15 protein-coding genes are annotated in these 18,725 nt (G+C 56.9%); 2 read left to right on the top strand and 13 right to left on the bottom strand.

Annotated features, from left to right (window positions below):
• Positions 1-261: 261 nt before the first annotated feature.
• Positions 262-3,657 (bottom strand): RHS repeat domain-containing protein, encoded by a 3,396-nt coding sequence (locus tag PVA48_RS06865; protein ID WP_423232433.1) that lies wholly within the window; start codon positions 3,655-3,657, stop codon positions 262-264.
• Between PVA48_RS06865 and PVA48_RS06870 the strand changes: the two genes are divergently transcribed.
• Together PVA48_RS06870 and PVA48_RS06875 are read left to right on the top strand one after the other, a co-directional pair.
• Complete coding sequence (locus PVA48_RS06870) at positions 3,656-4,048, top strand: DnaB-like helicase C-terminal domain-containing protein (protein WP_102729048.1); 393 nt, start codon at positions 3,656-3,658, stop codon at positions 4,046-4,048. The two genes, PVA48_RS06865 and PVA48_RS06870, sit on opposite strands and share 2 nt — an antisense overlap.
• 617 nt (positions 4,049-4,665) lie before the next feature.
• Entirely contained in the window at positions 4,666-5,826 is a 1,161-nt protein-coding gene (locus PVA48_RS06875) for a M20 metallopeptidase family protein (protein ID WP_102729049.1), read from the top strand.
• Between the two features lie 28 nt (positions 5,827-5,854).
• On the opposite strand, the gene PVA48_RS06880 is transcribed toward PVA48_RS06875, so the two are convergent.
• The 12 genes from PVA48_RS06880 to PVA48_RS06935 all read right to left on the bottom strand — a co-directional run bounded on the left by PVA48_RS06880 (position 5,855) and on the right by PVA48_RS06935 (position 18,712).
• Positions 5,855-7,018, bottom strand: a complete 1,164-nt coding sequence (locus PVA48_RS06880) for a 3-dehydroquinate synthase (protein WP_102728949.1) — start codon at positions 7,016-7,018, stop codon at positions 5,855-5,857.
• Between the two features lie 36 nt (positions 7,019-7,054).
• A complete protein-coding gene (locus PVA48_RS06885) occupies positions 7,055-8,635 on the bottom strand; it encodes a S1C family serine protease (RefSeq protein WP_102728950.1) in 1,581 nt (526 codons plus the stop codon).
• Between the two features lie 5 nt (positions 8,636-8,640).
• On the bottom strand, positions 8,641-10,212 hold the full coding sequence (locus PVA48_RS06890; protein ID WP_022397724.1) for a S1C family serine protease: 1,572 nt from the start codon (positions 10,210-10,212) through the stop codon (positions 8,641-8,643).
• Positions 10,213-10,254: 42 nt separating this feature from the next.
• Positions 10,255-11,196, bottom strand: a complete 942-nt coding sequence (locus tag PVA48_RS06895) for a hypothetical protein (RefSeq protein WP_423232434.1) — start codon at positions 11,194-11,196, stop codon at positions 10,255-10,257.
• Positions 11,136-11,375: a hypothetical protein gene (locus tag PVA48_RS06900; protein WP_423232435.1), complete on the bottom strand. Its 240-nt coding sequence runs from the start codon at positions 11,373-11,375 to the stop codon at positions 11,136-11,138. Before PVA48_RS06900 ends, PVA48_RS06895 begins: the two co-directional genes overlap by 61 nt.
• Before the next feature lie 47 nt (positions 11,376-11,422).
• Positions 11,423-12,031 carry a 3-isopropylmalate dehydratase small subunit gene (gene leuD, locus PVA48_RS06905; protein ID WP_022397722.1) on the bottom strand — a complete coding sequence of 203 codons (609 nt, stop codon included), beginning with the start codon at positions 12,029-12,031 and terminating at the stop codon, positions 11,423-11,425.
• Positions 12,032-12,050: 19 nt separating this feature from the next.
• Positions 12,051-13,463 (bottom strand): 3-isopropylmalate dehydratase large subunit, encoded by a 1,413-nt coding sequence (gene leuC, locus PVA48_RS06910; protein ID WP_102728951.1) that lies wholly within the window; start codon positions 13,461-13,463, stop codon positions 12,051-12,053.
• Between the two features lie 156 nt (positions 13,464-13,619).
• Positions 13,620-14,306, bottom strand: coding sequence for a lipoyl(octanoyl) transferase LipB (gene lipB, locus PVA48_RS06915; RefSeq protein ID WP_102729050.1), 687 nt, complete (start codon positions 14,304-14,306; stop codon positions 13,620-13,622).
• Between the two features lie 34 nt (positions 14,307-14,340).
• Positions 14,341-15,327: an N-acetylmuramoyl-L-alanine amidase family protein gene (locus tag PVA48_RS06920; protein WP_180971818.1), complete on the bottom strand. Its 987-nt coding sequence runs from the start codon at positions 15,325-15,327 to the stop codon at positions 14,341-14,343.
• Between the two features lie 187 nt (positions 15,328-15,514).
• Complete coding sequence (gene recA, locus PVA48_RS06925) at positions 15,515-16,555, bottom strand: recombinase RecA (RefSeq protein WP_022397718.1); 1,041 nt, start codon at positions 16,553-16,555, stop codon at positions 15,515-15,517.
• 223 nt (positions 16,556-16,778) lie between these two features.
• Positions 16,779-17,729 (bottom strand): cell division protein FtsQ/DivIB, encoded by a 951-nt coding sequence (locus PVA48_RS06930; RefSeq protein ID WP_102728953.1) that lies wholly within the window; start codon positions 17,727-17,729, stop codon positions 16,779-16,781.
• Positions 17,730-17,776: 47 nt separating this feature from the next.
• Positions 17,777-18,712 carry a D-alanine--D-alanine ligase gene (locus PVA48_RS06935; protein WP_102728954.1) on the bottom strand — a complete coding sequence of 312 codons (936 nt, stop codon included), beginning with the start codon at positions 18,710-18,712 and terminating at the stop codon, positions 17,777-17,779.
• Positions 18,713-18,725 lie beyond the last annotated feature (13 nt).

The following is an 18,725-nucleotide window of genomic DNA, read 5'->3' on the forward strand; positions in this document are numbered from 1 at the left end:
AAATTAATAAAAACATTATACATATAAAAAAGAAGTAAAAAATAGAAACAACAAAAAATATCAGTAGATTTTTTCTATTTGAGAAGAGAGAATATATCCAGCAAAATAGAAAAATTAAAATAACTAAAATTAAATAGAAAATCAAATAACCTAATTGCCTATCATTATTTTTATTATAAAATTGTGGCAGAATATATGTGACACATATATTAATTATAAATAAAATAATAGGAACGAACCAGGTTATAACATTTTTTGTATTCATTTATTTGATGATAGATTATATTCATCTTGTTTTACACCTTTGATAATAAAATTCTTAGAATTGAATTGAAATTCAGGTATTTTACCGGAAACAAAACAAGCTACATTTCTAAAACACTTAGCCATTTTTTCTTTCCATGTTCCTTCTAAAGATTGAAAATCAAAATCATATATATCATATATATCATATATGTACAATGAATATTTAAAATTAAATTTATTATCAACAATACCTCCAACAATATAACTATAATCTCCTAAAATATATAGCATATCATTTTCTTTGGAATGGGCCAGAGACCAATTTTTCATTCTAATATTCTTATTGCATCTATTTTTAGGATCTTCCTTCACAAAAGCAATGGCTTTTCTAACAGCATACATCTCTGGTTTTTTGGGTATTTTATTAGGATCATATGTATAATCAGTTCCTCTTCCTGCCAAAAAATGAGTATAAATTTTCATTATATCAATATTCCAATATCTTAAACTAACAAATCCCATAACTGCTGCAAATACAGCTCTTCCATTAGGACCGAGTCCATTAATAATAAAATTATCTATGATTTCGTCATGACCAGGATCACTAAAAGAAAGATTATATTTCTTTGTCACAATTTCTTTAACATCTCCTAATTCCAATTCAATGGAGCTCAATCCTAATAAATCCGCCTCTATATTAATACTATTATTAATAAATGAGTACAAATTCCAACCTCCTTGTTCCTGAATGGGATCGCGGTTGATCCACCTGCCGTCTGCGGGATTGAGGTGGCGGTAATTGTAGTAGACAAGCCCCAATTCGTCATCTGCATACTCGCAGGAAAACCTGAACTTGTTCTCTTGAGCCATGTCTTCCTTAGCGGTGAGAAGGCTACCAAAAGGAGCATACTCGTAACGAGCTCTTCTCGTCTGTTGTCCGTCAAAAATGGAAGTAACGTTCTTCAAGGCATCGTGCATGAAGTAGAGATGCTCTTTTACTTTCATTCCGTTTTCCTGCCAGCATGTCATCATCAGGATGCGCGTTGCCGTCGGTTCCGTTGGATCCAACAGGTAGCTCTTTATAAGCATAGGCTCAGGCTGCATCAAATCCAGTTCGGCTACCTGCAGATAATCCCGGTACAGGAACCGGGAGTGGCTGGATACTGCCCCATTGACGGTGACCTTCTTCTCGAAGCGCCTTCCCCGGTAGTCGTAGCCGCAGGTAATGGACGTTCTGCCATCCTGGCTGGTGAAGACGACGGGGCGGTCATTGGCGTCGTAGGAGATTTCCCAGATGCCCGTTGAGGTCCTGATGCGGGTCTGGTTGCCGTCGGCATCGTAGACGGGGGTAAAATCTTCTCCTTCCCCGGCAATCTCCGTGTACTGGTTGAGCGGGTTGGATTCGTAGGCTACTTCCTTCTCCAGTTCACGGGCGGTCTTGCGGTTGCCGATGTTGTCATAGCAGTACGCAAAGCTTCCTCCCCGGCTGATGCGGTCTTCCAGCAGTTCACTGCGGCTGTTGTAGGTAAAATCTCTTATCGTCGCGGGAGTGGCAGCATCCCATAAGTCCCGTCGTTGAGTAGGACGCATCAGCGCGTCGTAGTCGTATTCGTGGCCGGCCGCCAATTCGCCATCCGCTCCCTTCCTGTAACCGATAGCGGTTACGAGGTTGAGTGTGGGATGGTAGGTATTGCAGCGGACCATGCCGTTGGGGTAGGTGAGATGGTGGAGGAAGCCGGTGGTTTGATTGTACCGCCAGGTAAAAGAAGACTTCAGTCCTTCCAGATTCATCCCAATCATGCCGCCTTTGGAATCGTAGTCAAGATGGGAGTGCTGCACGGTGCGTGTGCCGAGCATCAAGCGGTATCCGTTGGAACGCCCCTGGGCATCGTATTCTTCTTGAAGAGAACTTTCCACCTGTCCAAAGGAAGTGTCCTGAATCATCCTTCCGTAGCTGTCATAGGAAAATTCCCTGAGACCCGAAGCGTCATAGACGGAGATTATCTGCCCCAGATGGTTGGATGAAAAGATCCAGGGAGAAGTTCCATCGCTGTAGGAAACCGAGATGAGTTCTCCTGTAAAGGGAGCATACTTATACGTTATGACAAGCCCCCTGGCTTTGACAAGTGTCTCCTGACGGTTGAGCTCGTCATAGGTTCTGGAAACACAGGAACCGTCGGCATAAGTCTTTTTCAATTCCAGCCCCGTGGCCTCGTCATAGAGCCAGGTGGTGGTGTCTCCGTCGGTTCGGCCGGAAGGATCGGAAGTGATGTCGCCTTCGTTTGCACGGAAGGTAGTCAGGGCCACCATGCGGTCGGCTTCGTCGTAGGCGAAGCAGGCCGGCTGAATGGCGGTGCCATATTCGGCCGTCTTTCTGCCGCGTATGTCGTAGGAATAACAGGTTGTTCCTCCCAAAGCGTCGGTGATGCAGGCAGGATGGTCACAGCAGGACGAGTAGCTGGTGGTGGTGACATGGCCCGCAGGACCAGTAGTCTTAACCGGGCGTCCTGCAAGATCCGTTTCCTCCATAGTGGTGTTGCCGCGGCCATCGGTTTTTTCCAGAATCACCCCTGTAGAGGTGCAGGAACGCCGCTGGATGGAACAGATTCCGGAGTGGTCGGTCTGATTGGTCCCAAACCCGTCTACGACAAGAGACTCGGCTACCATGTTTGAAGTGGGAATGCGGCTGAACCGGGTGCGCTTGGTTGGAACAGTGTACTCCGTCCATTGTACGCTCTGCTGTCCGTAGACGTCCGTGGTGATGGATTTGTTTTCCAGTACAGCGCTGAGTCTGGAAACCATGTTTTCCGTGGTCTGGGTGAGGGGGAATCCGTCGGCGTTGCAGGTGGTGGAAGTCTGCACCTGGTAGACGCCGTCTTCCCGGAGCCGGTAACAGGAGGAGTTTTCCGAGACTCTGTTTCTAGAGGGATCATCCGGATGGAGGTCGTCCAGCTGGACGGTCCGCCTCACGGCGTGTCCCAGTTCATTGTAGACGGTGACTGTAGAGGCCATGTCTTCCGTCTGGGAACGAACCGGTTGCCCCTTGGCATTGTATGTATTACTGGTGACGATGAACCCTCCCTTCGTATTGGGCTGTTCCTGCCGGACGGTTTGACCGAAGCCGTTTTCCAGAGACCGCAACAGCACAATTCCCTTGGACAAGGTCGTGGTCAGGATGCCTTCCGAAGTCAATTCCAGCCTGGTCTCCATTTCGCGCTGGCCGGTTCCTCCCTCCAGAATGACAGTGCCGTCGTAATAGGTTTTGGTAACCAGAGTGGCCCCTGCTGGAGTGGTAACCGTGGTGGTAAGGCCGTCTTCGCTGTATTCAGTCCGAGTCACGCGTCCAAGAACATCCGTCGTGGCAATCGTTCTTCCCAAATTGTCATACTCCGTGCTTTCCGTCGTCGTCATGGGACCCACGTCCAGGCAGGCCGCCAACAGCCGGGAACGCGAAGTCGCGGAAATATCCGCGGGCCTGAAAGCCCTGGCAAAGGAATTAAAGGTTCCGGTCATCGTCCTGGCCCAGCTTAACCGTGGACCGGAGACGCGCGCGGGAAATAGCGTGGGCGTCCCCCGTATGTCCGACCTGCGCGAGTCCGGTTCCATTGAGCAGGACGCGGACATGATAGGCTTGCTTTACCGTTCCGACTACTACGCCGAGGACGAGGACCAGCGGCAACAACTCGCCGGACAGGCCAGCCTTCACCTCGCCAAAAACCGCAACGGCCCCACCGGGGACGTTCCGCTTCACTTTGACGCGGAACTCATGCGTTTCATCACCCGCGAGCCTGAAAAAAAATAGTGTCCCATTTGGGACACTTTACCCTTTCCTTTCCCACCTCCTGACCCTTCCGGATATTTAAGGTTCCACCCTTTCGTCTATTTATGGTTGGTCACACTGCTTCTGATTAATTTCCAGAAATCTTGAATAGGGTATAGATGGAATCCGTGTTTAGAGTGAACATGATTTCAACTTTTGAGGTATTGTTAGATTGGACGAAAACGGTGATGGTTTCTTTTGCCGATTTTTTGTTGTTAAAAGTACACTCTAGAATTCGAATAATATGGATTTGTAGTTATTTCTTGTTACTGAGGTCAGGAAGACAAAGTTTTTTATTTTCAACTCTCCCATACTTTTTCTTATCTCTTTTGAAATCATCATATAAATAAATTCAATAATTTATATTTAATTTCATGAAAGCTCAAAGGTGGAGAACCTGCAAGGAGTGATTGGTTCGATTTTACGGAGGTTATTGGCAGGGTTTATGTTTAATCTTTGAAAATTCTGAAATGATGGCACAGTTTTATGGAATGAAAGTCGTTGCGCGTTGTCTGACTAAAAACAGTCCTTCCCGTTTTAAAAACATGCAAATATCATTGTTGACCTTGCTGGTCCTTCTTCTCCAGACTTTTTCGGCCATGGCGCAGCAACCGGAGGTGCAGAGCGCCGCCAGGGACGCCGTGGAGTGGCGGCACCATATCCATGAGAATCCGGAATTGTCTTTTGAAGAATACAAGACGAGCAATTATGTGGCGGACCTGCTTGCCTCGTTCGGCCACATTGAAATTCTGCGGCCTACGAAGACCTCCGTGGTCGGCATTCTGCGCGGCGGAAAGCCCGGGAAAACCGTCGGCTTCCGGGCGGACATGGACGCGCTTCCCGTGCAGGAGGAGACAGGATTTTCCTTTGCCAGCAAAACACCGGGCGTAAGCCATGCCTGCGGGCATGACATGCACACGGCCATGCTGCTGGGAACAGCCAAGGTTCTTGCCTCCATGCAGAAGGAATTGCCCGGCACGGTGTATTTCATTTTCCAGCCCGGGGAGGAAAAATCGCCCGGGGGCGCCCTTCCGATCATCAAGAGCGGAGTTCTCAAAGGCGTAGACGCCATCTTCGGTGCGCATGTGATGCCCAATGAACCTGCCGGGTCCATCGGCATTCTGCCGGCGGGGGCCGCCTCTTCCTCGTCGGACGGTTTTTTCCTTACCATTCAGGGGAAGGGTTCCCATGGCTCCATGCCGCAGCTGGGCGTGGACCCCATCGTCACGGGCTCTGAAATCGTGATGGCACTGCAAACGGTCGTCTCCCGCAATGCGACGCCCGGGGACATGGCCGTGATCACCGTGGGAAAATTCCAGTCCGGCAACGCTCCCAACGTCATTCCGGACAAAGCGGAGCTGGGAGCCTCCATCCGTTCCGTAACGCCGGAAACCCGCAAACTGCTGGAAGAACGCACCCGGTCCGTCATCGACCATGTATGCAAGGCCAATGGAGCGCAGTACAAGCTGGATTACGTTCTGGGCTATCCGTCCATCCAGAATAATGCTGCCCTGCGGGAACTGGCGAAGAAGGCGGCCGTTGAAGCCGTGGGTGAGAAGAACGTTTTTGATTCTCCCAGAATACCGGCCAGTGAGGATTTCTCCTATTATGCGCAGGTAGCGCCCACTTATTTCATGACCATCGGTTCCGGGGACGGCCCTGCGAATCACAATCCCGGATTCAAGGCGGACGACGGAGCGATTCTCAACGGAATCAAGGCGGAGGTCCGGATGATCCTGGATTACCTGAACTCCAAATAAAAGGAGGAAGGCAACAAGGGAAAGGCCCCTATTCCTGGCCGGAGCAGCGGGCGGCCTCCTGCATTTCCCGGATGCATTCCTCCATTAGCGCGGCGTCTATTTCATGGACGTCCTTTCCCCGGCCTATCCCGGTAAGCATCAATACCGTCAAATGGCCGCCAAGGTGCTCACGGAAGGCTTCCAGGCCCTTCAGCACTTCGCATGCGCCATCCTCCGTCCTGCGGGAGAGCAGAGGGTGGAACACGGGCAGTCCCAGGGCTTTCAGTACGGAGACGATTCTTTCCGCCTCCGCAGCAGGCAGCCATCCCTTCCTGACGGAATAAAGGATATCCAGGCACATGCCCACGGAAACGGCTTCCGCATGGCCCAGCGTGTAGCCGGACATGGTTTCCATGTAATGGGCGGCCCAGTGTCCGAAGTCCAGGGGGCGGCTGGAACCCAATTCAAAGGCGTCTCCACCTCCGGCGATGTGAGCGGCGTGCAGCAGCGCGGAACGCTCCACGGCATATTCCAGCGCGTCCCGCTCGCAGGCGGCCAGCGCGTCGGCGTTCGTTTCCAGCCAGTCAAAGAAGGAGGCGTCTTTTACCACGGCCACCTTCACCACTTCCGCCAGGCCGGCCCTTTTAAGGGAGAGGGGCTGGGAATGAAGGAACAGGAAGTCGTTAAGCGTGGCCCAGGCTACGGCGAAGGTGCCCAGGTAGTTCTTCTGCCCCATGAAGTTAATTCCGTTTTTGACGCCTACGCCGGAATCCGCCTGGGAAAGGGTGGTGGTGGGCACGCGCAGCAGCCGGATGCCGCGGTGGGCGGTGGCGGCGGCAAAGCCCGCTACGTCCAGAAACGCCCCGCCTCCCACGGCAATGATGTAGGAATGGCGGTCGATGCCCGCTTCCACAATGTGGCGGAGGGCCTTTTCCCACGCGGCAAAGCCGGTTTTGGCCGCTTCCCCGCCCGGAACGGAACGGCAGCCGGCATAGGCCAGTTCTCCGGCGTTCTTTTCAAAATAACGGTCGATGTCCGCCGGGAGCTGCGGATAAAACCGTTCCAGCCCTTCCTCCATGAGGACGAGGACGCGGCCTCCGGGCCTCTGCTCCATCAGGCTGGCCAGCGCATCGTTTTCCGGACGGAAGGCTCCGTGGGTAAAGCCCGTTCTATAGGGAAAATCCAGCCGGATATTCAGCGTATGAAGGGACATTTCAGAAGGAATGCAATGGAATGGCTCGCGGCTTTCCTAATCCCTGCGGAGCACGGGAACAGCCCTCATCTGGATGAAGCGGTCCGCCTTGGCGGCCTCTTTCTGGGACATGTACATGGTGTACGGCTGCTGGGCCACCTCAATGCGGTGCGTGCCGCCGGGAGCGGGCAGGTCCAGAAGCTGGTTGAGGTGCTTGAGGCTCTTTACCTGGACGCCGTTCACTTTTTCCACAATGGAGGAGTTCATCTGGGCATAGCCCAGCGTGGCCTGGGTGGGCAGCGCCATCAGGAAGACCACGATTTCATCCACGCCTTTTTTCCGGATGTCTTCCTTTTTCTGAATAGCTTCCAGCAGGTTGAGAGGGGGGCGGTTCTTGCTGAGCTTATTGATTTCCCTCATCAGGGCTCCCGTCAGGGGGACGAACACCAGACCTCCGTAAATGCGGTAGGGGGGATTGGAAATAAAGGGGGCCGGATTGATCAGATCCCCCTCCAGCGCGCTCCGGTCAAGCTTGACATCCAGCGTCATGGGCTGGCTGACGCCGTCCTTATCCTTGCGGCGGATGCCCAGCGTGATGGTGTCCCCCGGCATGGCGGAGTCACGGAACAGGACGTTGGCGGAAACGGGGCCCAGCGCGGGGTCCCTGATCAGGCCTTTGCTGTCCAGCGGAATGCCGTTGACGCTTTCCACCACGTCTCCGGGACGCACGCCTGCCTTGTAAAAGGAACCGTAGACAGGCAGTTTCACCACGTAAAAGCCGCCGCCGGTTTCCGGAAGGCCCAGGAACTTGCGGAAAACGGGGTCCGTCAGCTCCGTGACCTGGGTGCCGTCCGCCGGGAAGCCGGTGTAATTGCCGGACCGGGCCTGTTGGAGGAACCGGGAAATCATGGTATGGGTCACGGCCAGCGCCTTCTGGGCGGAAGGATCGCAGCTGGCGCTGAGAGCCACCAGTTTATTATCCCTCATGATGGGGTTGCCTGCGCCGCCTTTCAGAGGCGTGACGGAGGATTTGACATTGTACAGGACAAAAGGTTCGCTGTTGGTGAAAGGGCTGGAGCTTTCCGTTGCCAGAAGGGTTCCGGACGTAGTGATGGGGAGGCCGTCGTCATTGAACTGCCAGAAGGTCACCTTGTCGCCCAGGCGCGGGGCGTTCCCCAGCGTGACGGGCACCAGCTTGTCCAGGAAGGCGGCGTCTGCCTCGTTTTTCAGGCGCAGCAGGGCAAGATTGGCTTCCGGGTCAAAGGCGGTCACGGTCACGGGAACCGTTTGGGAGCCGTCCGCGGAGGTCACTTCCACGAAGCTGGCGGAATAAACGATGTTGGCCGCCGTCAGAATATTGCCGTCCCCCAGGTAAATGCCGAAGCCCTGGCTGTACGCCGGGTTTTCCTTGCTCCACGGCTGGACCATGGCATAGCCCTGGTTGGTGGCGTTAATGCCTACCATGGAGTTGGTGGGAGAAGGGAGCTGCGCCGGAGCGGCCGTTTCCTCCACCTGTTCAGGCGGTGTTTCCGGCTGCTGCCCGGGCTGGGGTTCGGGAGCGGTTCGTCCGGCTTCGCGCGGCTGGCAGCCGCCGAGCAGAATCAGGGAACCGAGGGCGAAAAGGGAAAGAATTTTCATGGCGGTTAACGGGCGGGGTTGGTGTTCCGGTCAGGCTGGCGGCCGGGAATGGCGCTGTCCAGACGGGCGTTTTTCGGGATGTTGTAGGTTTTGGAGATGCGCTTGTTGGCCGCCTCCATGGCCTTGCCTTCAAAGATCAGGGGGCGTTCCCCGTTTTTCAGTTCAATAATCACGTATTCCGGCATATTCTTCGGATAAAGGAGTTCGTAGGCGTGGGTGAGGCCCTTGACCTTCACGCCGTTGATTTTTTCCACGATGGCGTTGGAGATGGAGCCGGACAGGCGCGCGTTCACTTCATCGTCCAGCACCTTGGTGATGATTACCATGTCTTCATGGTCCACGCAGCCGCCGTCTTCCTGGTAATCCCGGATATCCAGGGCGACGTCCAGCATGGAGATGTCCGCCGCCGCAAGCACATTGCGCTGGATGGGCTGGAACACCAGGCCGCCGAAGACGATATAGCGGGGCATCTTGTCGTATTCCGCCATCAGCAGATCCTTGGAGAGAGAGGGCTTCATCACCATCTCCACCTTCATGGGCTTGCCGTCGCGGATGATATCCAGCGGGAGCCGGTCATCCTTGAAGCAGCGTTCAATGAGCTCTTTCATGCTGATTTTCTGGCCGTCCAGCTCAATCATGGCGGAGCTGTCCACGTCGTAGCCGTCCACCTTCATCAGCAGGTCCCCGTTGCGGAGCACTCCATCGGCGGAGGAGCCCTTGAGCACTTTGCCAATCAGGACGCCCTTCTCGTCGTCCGGCAGGCCGAACGCCTTGCGCATGGCGGGATTCAGGATGGGCGCGGCCTGGATGCCCATGTCCACGTAGCCGTCATAGACGCCGTCCTTGATGTCCTCCAGAAAGTGGCGGATGACGGGCGTGGGAATCACGTAGCCCGTGTTGTTGGCGTTGTTCAGGCCCTGGAAGGCTACGCCGATGACTTTGTCCCCCATCAGGGCGGGGCCCCCGCTGTTGCCCGGATTGATGGCGGCGTCCACCTGGATGGTCAGGTGTTCCGTGTTGCGGGGGTGGGCATATGTGGTGAAGTCGATGCGGGAGACTACGCCGCGCGTGACGGAAAGCCTGTTGCCGCCGATGGGGTAGCCGATCACCCTCACCTCGTCTTCCAGGTGGGGCAGGTTCTTGCTGAATTCAAAAGGCCGGATGCCCTTGAAGGGCTTGGGGTCGTCCGCTTCCAGCAGGGCCAGGTCCGCATCATGGGCGATGAATTTGACCCTGGCGGGAATTTTGCGGGAATCCCCGTACATGGAGATGTAAATGCGTTCCGCGTTGCTGACCACATGGGCGTTCGTCATGAAGGCGTTTTCCCCGATCAGGAAGCCGGTGCCGATGCCGCCCTGGTAGCGGCCCGTATCCCATGGAGTGGCGTAGTCCGGCGTCAGGGAATCCACTTCGATCTTCACGACTCCCTTGTATTGGTCATTGATGGAAACGACGGGGCCGGACATGACCTTGTCCACCCCGAAGTCTGAAATGGAAACGGCCGGTTCATCCGCGTAGGAAAAAGCGGCGGCGGCCAGGACTGCACACAGTCCTTGGAGGCAGGTATGGAAGTGCATGGTGGTCTGTAGTGAAGAGGTAATGTTGTGAAAGTAAGTTGGTTATAGATTGCTTTTCCGGCTTTGGGTTGCCAGGCTTTCCTGGAAGGAGTTGACTTCCTCCAGCAAGGAAGAAAAACGTTCCGTCACCTCGTCGTCTACCTGGCTGCGGCGGATGTCCAGCGCGGCTACCGTCTGGCGCGTCTGTTCCACGCACAGGGCCATGCGGGCGGCCATGGTGCAGTAGTCCGCATCGTTTTCCTTCTCCTGGAGCAGGCAGGAGAGAATGCGCGGGGTGATGTAGCGGATGCAGTAAAAAATCTGGTTCAGGGGTTCCGGCGGTTCCGTCCGGTTCCTCTGGGATTTGTTGATCTCCCGGCTGAACTGGCGCTGGCACAGGTCCGTCAGCTCCATGACCTGCTGGAAGAGGGGGTGGAACATGCAGGACTGCACCTCCTGGGCCTCCTGTTCGTTGAGGATGTCAAAGAGGCTGAGCATGCCGGTGCTTTTGCAGGAACACGGAGTGCCCGTTTCCTCCGACTGGGCGATGTTGTCAAGCACGTCGTCCCAGCCCATCACAAAGGCCAGGCGGATGTCTCCGGTGGGGTTCAGCCTGTATTTCTGGAACACTTCCTGGTAGGCGATGGCGATGGCTTCCGCCTCCCGCAGGCGCTTGTCCCAGTGGTGGTCGGGCAGGTTGCCGTCTTCCTGGGTATTGGCATAGGTTTTGGACCATTCCTTCACCTGGGTGCGCAGCATCTGCTGGTTCGCCATGATCTGAACCTGTTCCTCGCAGGAATCCATGATCCATTCGGGGAGGGAGACCTTGATGGAAAAGGCCGTGCTTTCCAGCAGCACCATGTCGTGGTGGCTGGTGAACCATTCCAGGTACAGGGAGTTTTCCATGGTTTTCTTCCCCTTGACGGGCATGCGGCGGCTGGCCGTCATGTCCCCCGCCACGCCCCGGATGTTTTCCGGGAGCTGGGTAAGTTCCGCAGGGAGCATCCGGGGGAGGGGTTCCTGAAATCGACCAGGCATCCGGCCAGATCCTGGAGGCAGTCCCCCTGCAGGGTGATATTCACCGGATGGGGCATCCCCATAAGCTGCAGCGCAAGCTTGACGGTTCCGCGTTCACGGTTGTCCAGCGTGCCGTAGTGGACGTAGTCTGTAATTCTGAAAATCATATGGGGAGGTGGGGGATAGAGGGGGGTAGGGAGAGGTCAATGTTGAATCAGCAGGAGGCTGTTACCTGGGGCAGTTCCGCATTTTTCTTTTCCACGGCATCCATGTTGACAAGCAGTTCTGCAATGGAATCCCAGCGGCCCCGGCTCAGGGCTTCACGGGCTTCCGCCGGCATCCGGATGGGGAAGGAACCTTCCTTCCAGGAGGCTGTCATGTTCAGGAGGTCGATCGTCACTTCCGTTTCCGGATGATCGGAAATGTACCGGGTCAGTGCGGCAATGTCATCCGCGGACGCGCACACGCAAGGGAGGCCGATGCCGGTGCTGTTGCCGAAGAAGATTTCCGCAAAGGATTCCGCGATGACGGCTTTGATGCCGGAGCGTTTGATGGTTTGCGGAGCGTGTTCGCGGGAGGAACCGCAGCCGAAGTTGGAGCCGCCCAGGATGATGGAAGCCCCCTTGAAGCGGGGATCGTCCACCGGATGGGATTTGGACTGTCCGTTTTCGTCAAAGCGTTCGTCCCAGAACATGACTCCCGCCAGCTCGTCAAACGTGATGCATTTGAGGAAGCGGGAGGGGATGATGCGGTCCGTGTCCATGTCCGGTCCGGGAACGGGAACGCAGGTGCCGGTGATGGAGGTGAATTTGGTCAGAGACATAAAGGAAAAAGTTGGAAAGTTAATTCAGGGAAAACACGTCGCGCGCGTCGGAGACCTTCCCGGTCAGGGCGGCGGCGGCCACCATGGCGGGGCTCATCAGCAGGGTGCGCCCGGTGGGGCTTCCCTGGCGGCCCTTGAAGTTCCGGTTGGAGGAACTGGCGCAGAGCTGGTCCCCCTGGAGCTTGTCCGGATTCATGGCCAGGCACATGGAGCAGCCCGCCAGGCGCCATTCAAAGCCGGCTTCACGGAAAATGTCCGCGATGCCTTCCTCTTCACACTGCCTGGCAGTCATCTGGGAGCCGGGAACGGCCAGGGCCCGGATGCCGGGAGCCACATGGCGCCCCTTGATAAGGGCGGCTACTTCCCGGAAATCCGAGATGCGGCCATTGGTGCAGGAGCCTACGAAGCACACCTGCACCGGCAGTCCCTTGAGGGGCATGTCCGCGGGGAATTTCATGTATTCCAGCGCCTCATTGATCATCTTCCGTTCGTCGTCGTTCCTGGCGGAGGAGGGGTTGGGCGTGCTGCCGCTGATGCCCGTGTTCTGGTCCGGGGAAATGCCCCATGTCAGCGTCGGTTCAATGGCGGCTCCGTCAATCTCCACGATCTCGTCGTACTCTGCGTCCGCATCGGAAGCGAAGCTCAACCAGCGTTCCACGGCCTTGTCCCAGTCCGCGTCGGTGGGGGCGAACAGACGGCCCTTGATGTATTCCACCGTGGTCTGGTCGGGGTTCACGTAGCCGCAGCGGGCCGCGCCTTCAATGGACATGTTGCAGAGGGTCATGCGTTCGTCCATGCTCATGGCGTCTATTACGTTGCCGCCGTATTCATAGGCGAAGCCCAGGCCGCCCTTGGCGCCCAGAAGGCCGATGATGTGCAGGGCCACATCCTTGGCGCGCACGCCGGGGGCCAGTTTCCCGTTCACGTTGATGCGGCGCACCTTGAGCGGGCTGAGGGCCATGGTCTGCGTAGCCAGCACGTCGCGCACCTGCGTGGTGCCGATGCCCATGGCAATGGAGCCGAACGCGCCGTGCGTAGCCGTGTGGGAGTCCCCGCACACGATGGTCATGCCCGGCTGGGTGATGCCGAGTTCCGGGCCTACCATGTGCACGATGCCCTGGAGGCCGGTGGGGAGGTCGAAAAAGCGGATGCCGTTTTCCGCGCAGTTCCGGCGCAGTTCCTTGATCATGGCGTCAGCCGTAGCGTCCGCGAACGGTTCCGCCTGGTTGTCCGTGGGGATGATGTGGTCCACGGTGGCAAAGGTGCGTTCCGGGTGACGCACGGTTAGGCCCAGGTCCCGGACCATTCCGAAAGCCTGCGGAGAGGTGACTTCATGCAGCAGATGTGTAGCGATGAACATTTGCGTTCTTCCGTCCGGCAGGATGCCGACGGAATGAGCGTCCCAGATTTTTTGGAAAAGTGTTTTCCCCATAACTGGTATAAGCATCCGTCCGTTCGGGAACCGCGTCAAGATGCAAGGACGTATTGCTGACACGGTCTGTGTCTTACAGGAAGTGTTTTTTTGAACATTTCCCCTGCATTCATGGTCTGAAATGGCCGCTTCCCAGCCTTTGGCGCATTTCCGTCTTCAAGGGAAGAAGGATTTTTCATGCTCCCCGGCACACTCTGCACCTTTTGAATTCCGGTGGAATTTTTCCTTCCACAGTGTTGCAAAAGCGTTTCCGAACCGGTCCAGCAGGTCGTCCTTCTGCCCGGATTCCGGCATTTCCTGTTCCAGGCAGGTCATCTGCACGCCCTGGATGCCGCACGGAGTGATTGCCTGGAAGGGGGGCAGGGATTCGCGGGTCACGTTGAAGGCGAAGCCGTGCATGGCGATCCATTTTTTCACCCCTACGCCGATGGAGGCTATTTTGCGGTCCTCCACCCATACGCCCACCAAACCTTCCCGGATGCGGGCCTGTACGCCGAATTTGGCGCAAGCTTCAATCAAGGCGTTTTCCAGGGCGGTGACGTAGTTGTGCAGGTCCCTGCCGCAGCGGTTCAAATCCGTGATGGGGTACCCTACGAGCTGGCCGGGGCCGTGGTAGGTGGCCTGCCCGCCACGGTTGATTTCATGAACGGGGAAGGGGAGCGCGGAACCGGGGTGCAGGCTGGCGTGGTCGCGCGTGCGCCCGATGGTATAAACCCCGGCATGTTCCAGCAGAAGCAGGTCATCTTCCCGTTCCGGGTCTTCCTGATGGGCCCGGACCAGTTGTTCCTGAAGTTCCAGGGTTTCCTGATAGTCTGCCAGGCCGGGAATGCGGATGATGTTCATGCTGCGGAGGGGCAACCCCCGGTAAGTGCGGGGCTTAACGCGTTCTGCGCACCTGCTGGCCCAGAGCGGTGCGGTACTGGCGCACGGCGGCGGCCAGGGAGGAGGCCATGAAGTTCTGGTAGCGCTCCGTGGAGATGAGCAGAGCTTCCTGCGGGTTGGACATGAATCCGCCTTCCACCAGAATGGCTGGGTGCTTGATGGTGCACAGCACGGAATAGCGGGCGCGCTTGATGCCCCGGTCAACCATGGAGATGCCTTCCTTGATGGCGAGCGGCCCTTTCAGCATGTGCCCCTGCACGGCTGTAGCCAGGGCGATGTTCATGCTGTCCTGGGAGTTGCCCTGGAGGGCGTCCTGGCGGATGTTGCGGGACATGGAGGAGGAAGTGCCCGCAGGGGCCAGCGTGAAGGTTTCCACCCCGCGGGCGGAGGGGCCGCCGTCATTGAAGTGGATGCTGATGAAGATGGCGTTGCTGTGCCTGTTGGCGATGCGGACGCGGTCCTGGAGGGTAATGAAGTTGTCCGTGTCACGGGTCATCACCACCTGGTAGCCCATGCCCTTGAGACGGTCCCGCAGTTTTTTGGCGACGGAGAGGTTGATGTCCGCCTCCCTGCTGATGCGGTTGCGCGTGCCGCTGTCATGGCCGCCGTGGCCGGGGTCAATGACTACCGTATTGAAGCTGCGGCGGTTGGCGATGTAAGTGGGGCGCAGGACCGGGTCAATGATTTTGTGCAGGTCCATGTTGGAGACCATCAGCCCCTTGGACGGATGGTCCGCCACGGGATAGGAAAGCACGAACTTCATGTTGTTCATGAACATGTCCTGGCTGTGCGCCTGCATGCGTATCTGGATCTTTTCCGGCACTTCGTAAACTTTCTGCCGTCCTTCCGTGCGTTCCCGTGTCAGTTTGTAATGGGTGCGCACCTCGGACATCGGAATGTACTGCACGCCGTTGATGGTTTCCGGGTTCCATCCGAAGGCCGTGGACAGCGTCAGCAGAAACATGCCCAAAACGCCGAGCACGGCTGCAAATGATGTGCGAGAGGTCGGATACATAGGACGATATCGCGTCCAGACTAACGGATTTTTCATGACGCACAAGAGAAAAGTTTCCGTGAAAGATTCTTTTGCGCCTGCCTCCGGAAAGGGAAAAGGCGGCTCCCGGAAGGGGGAGCCGCCTTGAATGAGTGGGAACAGGGAAGGAGCCGGATTATTTGGCCGCCTTCTCGTCCATCTTGGCCTTGACCAGTTCTTCGATTTCCTTGTACAGGTCAGGGTTGGACTTGAGGGCTTCCTTCGCGGCGTCCCTGCCCTGGGCGATCTGGCTGCCGTTATAGCTGATCCAGGAGCCGCGCTTCTGGATGATGTCATACTCCATCGCCAGGTCCAGCAGGCTTCCCACGGAGGAGATGCCTTCATTGTACATGATGTCGAACTCGCATTCCGTGAAGGGGGGCGCCACCTTGTTCTTGACCACCTTGATCTTGGTGCGGTTTCCGGCTACGGAGCCGTCGCTGGCCTTGATCTGGCCGATGCGGCGGATGTCCACGCGCACGGAAGCGTAGAATTTCAGGGCGCGTCCGCCGGGAGTGGTTTCCGGGTTGCCGAACATGACGCCGATTTTTTCACGGATCTGGTTGGTGAAGACGCAGACGGTGCGGGCCTTGGAGATGAAGCTGGTGAGCTTGCGGAGGGCGGCGGACATCAGGCGCGCCTGGGCGCCCACCGTGGAGTCTCCTATTTCGCCTTCCAGCTCCTGCTTGGTGACCAGCGCGGCCACGGAGTCCACCACGATGACGTCAATGGAATTGGAACGCACCAGGGCTTCGCAGATTTGCAGGGCTTCTTCCCCGGAGCTCGGCTGGGAGACCAGCAGGTCGTCCAGGTTGACGCCCAGGCGGGCGGCGTACTGCGGGTCCAGGGCGTGTTCCACGTCAATGAACGCGGCCAGGCCGCCGGCTTTCTGGGCCTGGGCGATGGCCGTCAGGGTCAGGGTGGTTTTACCGGAGGATTCCGGTCCGTAGATTTCCACGATGCGGCCGCGGGCGAAGCCGCCCACGCCCAGCGCGCGGTCAATGAGAAGATTGCCGGTGGGGATGACGTCCACTTCCATCTTGACGTTGTCTCCAAGGCGCATGATGGCGTTTTCTCCGAAGTCTTTCTGGATTTGGGAGAGGGCCAGGTCAAGGTTGCGCTTGCGGGCCGCTGCCAGTTTTTCCGCTTCGGGTGATAAAGGTGTTTCGTTGCTCATAATATCGTGGAAAGTATAGCTTGCGCGGCGTTATTGGCAAGTGTTCAATAGGTCTTCACGATCTCATTTCCCGTTGAGAAAGAATAGAATTCTGACATGGGGGAAAACCTGTGAAAACCAGGTGTTTCGCTCGGGAGGAATTGAGGAAAATATGGGAGAACGTTCCCGGGAGAAGGCCGGGAACGGGGAAAAACCGCTTCCGGGAGGGGACGCCGGCACGGCGTCATTCCTCAATCGGTTCCGCAAGGGGGATGTCCTCGTAGGAATCGTCGAAAATGACGGGGATATTGTGCTCCGGAATCAGGTTGATGGCGCTGATTTTCCGGTGCGTCTGGCGTGCGTGCCGGAGAGCGCGGGACAGTTTTTCCACCTGGTGCTCCAGGCCGTAATGGCTGAAGGTGGCCTGGCAGTCGTTGGAGAAGCGCACGCAGAAGGACCAGTCGTTGGGCGTGGTGATGGAGACGATGCTGGGCAGGTATTCCGTCACCGTGCCGGAGAGCAGCTCAATCAGCTTCATGGGCGCTTCCAGCTCCCGGATGCCGACTCCGTAGCTGAGCTGGCCGGAGCTGGGCGGCCTGAGCGTGACGGAGGGCATGTGCCTGCCCTGGATGTAGGGCATGTGGACCTGCTCCATACAGGGGAAAATGACGCCCTCCTTGTCCGCCAGAACGCCGTATTTGGCGTCTCCCGGGTGGACGCCCAGTTCCGGGCAGTCAATCCATGCCACGGGGATGCGCGCGTCAATGTCCACCAGCAGCGTGGGATTGGAGGATATCTGGCGCTTGACGGCCGCCCGGCGGATGGCCGGGCATTTTTCCAGCCGCTGTTCCAGTTCCGGGGCATCCATGGAAAAGATGTTGTCCTTCGGGCCTATCCCCATGACGGCGAAAGCCTGCTCGGAGTTGAAAATGCCGTTGCTTTTCAACGTGACGGTGTCGATGGAGAGCCAGTCGTACTTGAGGATGTAATCCGTCCAGAGGAAGACGATGGCCCCGATAAGGCCGAAGATGAGCGTGTAAACGGTGACGATGTGGTACAGCTTGCGCCGGAAGAGCCAGAAACGGTAGTTCCTGCCCTTGCGCTCAATGGTTTCTTTTCTGGCCTCCCGTTCCAGCAGGAGCATTTCCGGCCTTTTGGCGGAACGGGGGACTGGCGTTGTGGCTTTGTGCGACATCGGGGGGTGTGGGATGGGCGACTCCCCGCCCTCTGTCAAATATTACGCTATTTCCGGGGGGTGGCTAGCGATAATTCCGCTATTTTTTCGCAAAGGGCCTCGTAGGACCAGCCGGCGGCAGCAGCCGCCTTGGGGAGCAGGCTGGAGGGGGTCATGCCGGGAATGGTGTTAATTTCCAGCACGAAGGGGGAGTCGTCTACCTCGCGCAGCAGCACGTCCACGCGGCCGTACACCTCCACGCCGGCGGCGCGGTAGGCCTTCAGGGCGGCCTCCTGCACCTTGGCGGCGATTTCTTCCGGAAGGTCCGCCGGGCAGATGTAATCCGTGCCTCCGCCCATGTTCATCCACGGGTACTTGTTGCTCAGGTCATAGAAGCCGGAGCGGGGGCAGATGTGGATGACCGGGAGGGCTTCCCCGTCCAGAACGCCCACCGTAAGTTCACGGCCTTGAATGAATTCCTCCACCAGCACGGTGGTGCCGTGGGTAACGGCTTCCTCCATGGCGGGGAGCACGTCTTCCTGCTTGTGGATGATGTGGACGCCCACGCTGGAGCCCTCGCAGGGAGGCTTGATGACGAAGGGAAGGGGAAGGGACGGCATCACGATGCCGCCGGAGCAGTCCAGGATTTCCGCGCGGGGGGTGGGAACCCCGGCTTCCAGAAATACCTTCTTGGATTCGGACTTGTCAAAGCACAAGGCGCTGGAACGGGAACCGGCTCCCGTATACGGAACGCCGCGTTCCTCCAGAATGGCTTGAAGGGCCCCGTCCTCGCCGAAGGTGCCGTGAATGATGTTGTAGGCCAGTTCCGTGCCTTCCGGCAGCCGGAAGTCCGGACCATGTACGTCCACCTCCGTTACGTCGGTAAACCCGGCCTGGCGCAGGGCGCCGTAAACGGACTTTCCGGAGACGAGGGATACTTCCCGTTCCGCTCCGGGGCCGCCAAGGAGAAGGGCAATCTTGAGGTCGCGCTTGAGAGTGCTCATGTTGAAATAAAAT

The organism is Akkermansia sp. JRP_AM1 (assembly GCF_049262625.1).
GTDB classification, from domain to species: Bacteria; Verrucomicrobiota; Verrucomicrobiia; order Verrucomicrobiales; family Akkermansiaceae; genus Akkermansia; species Akkermansia massiliensis.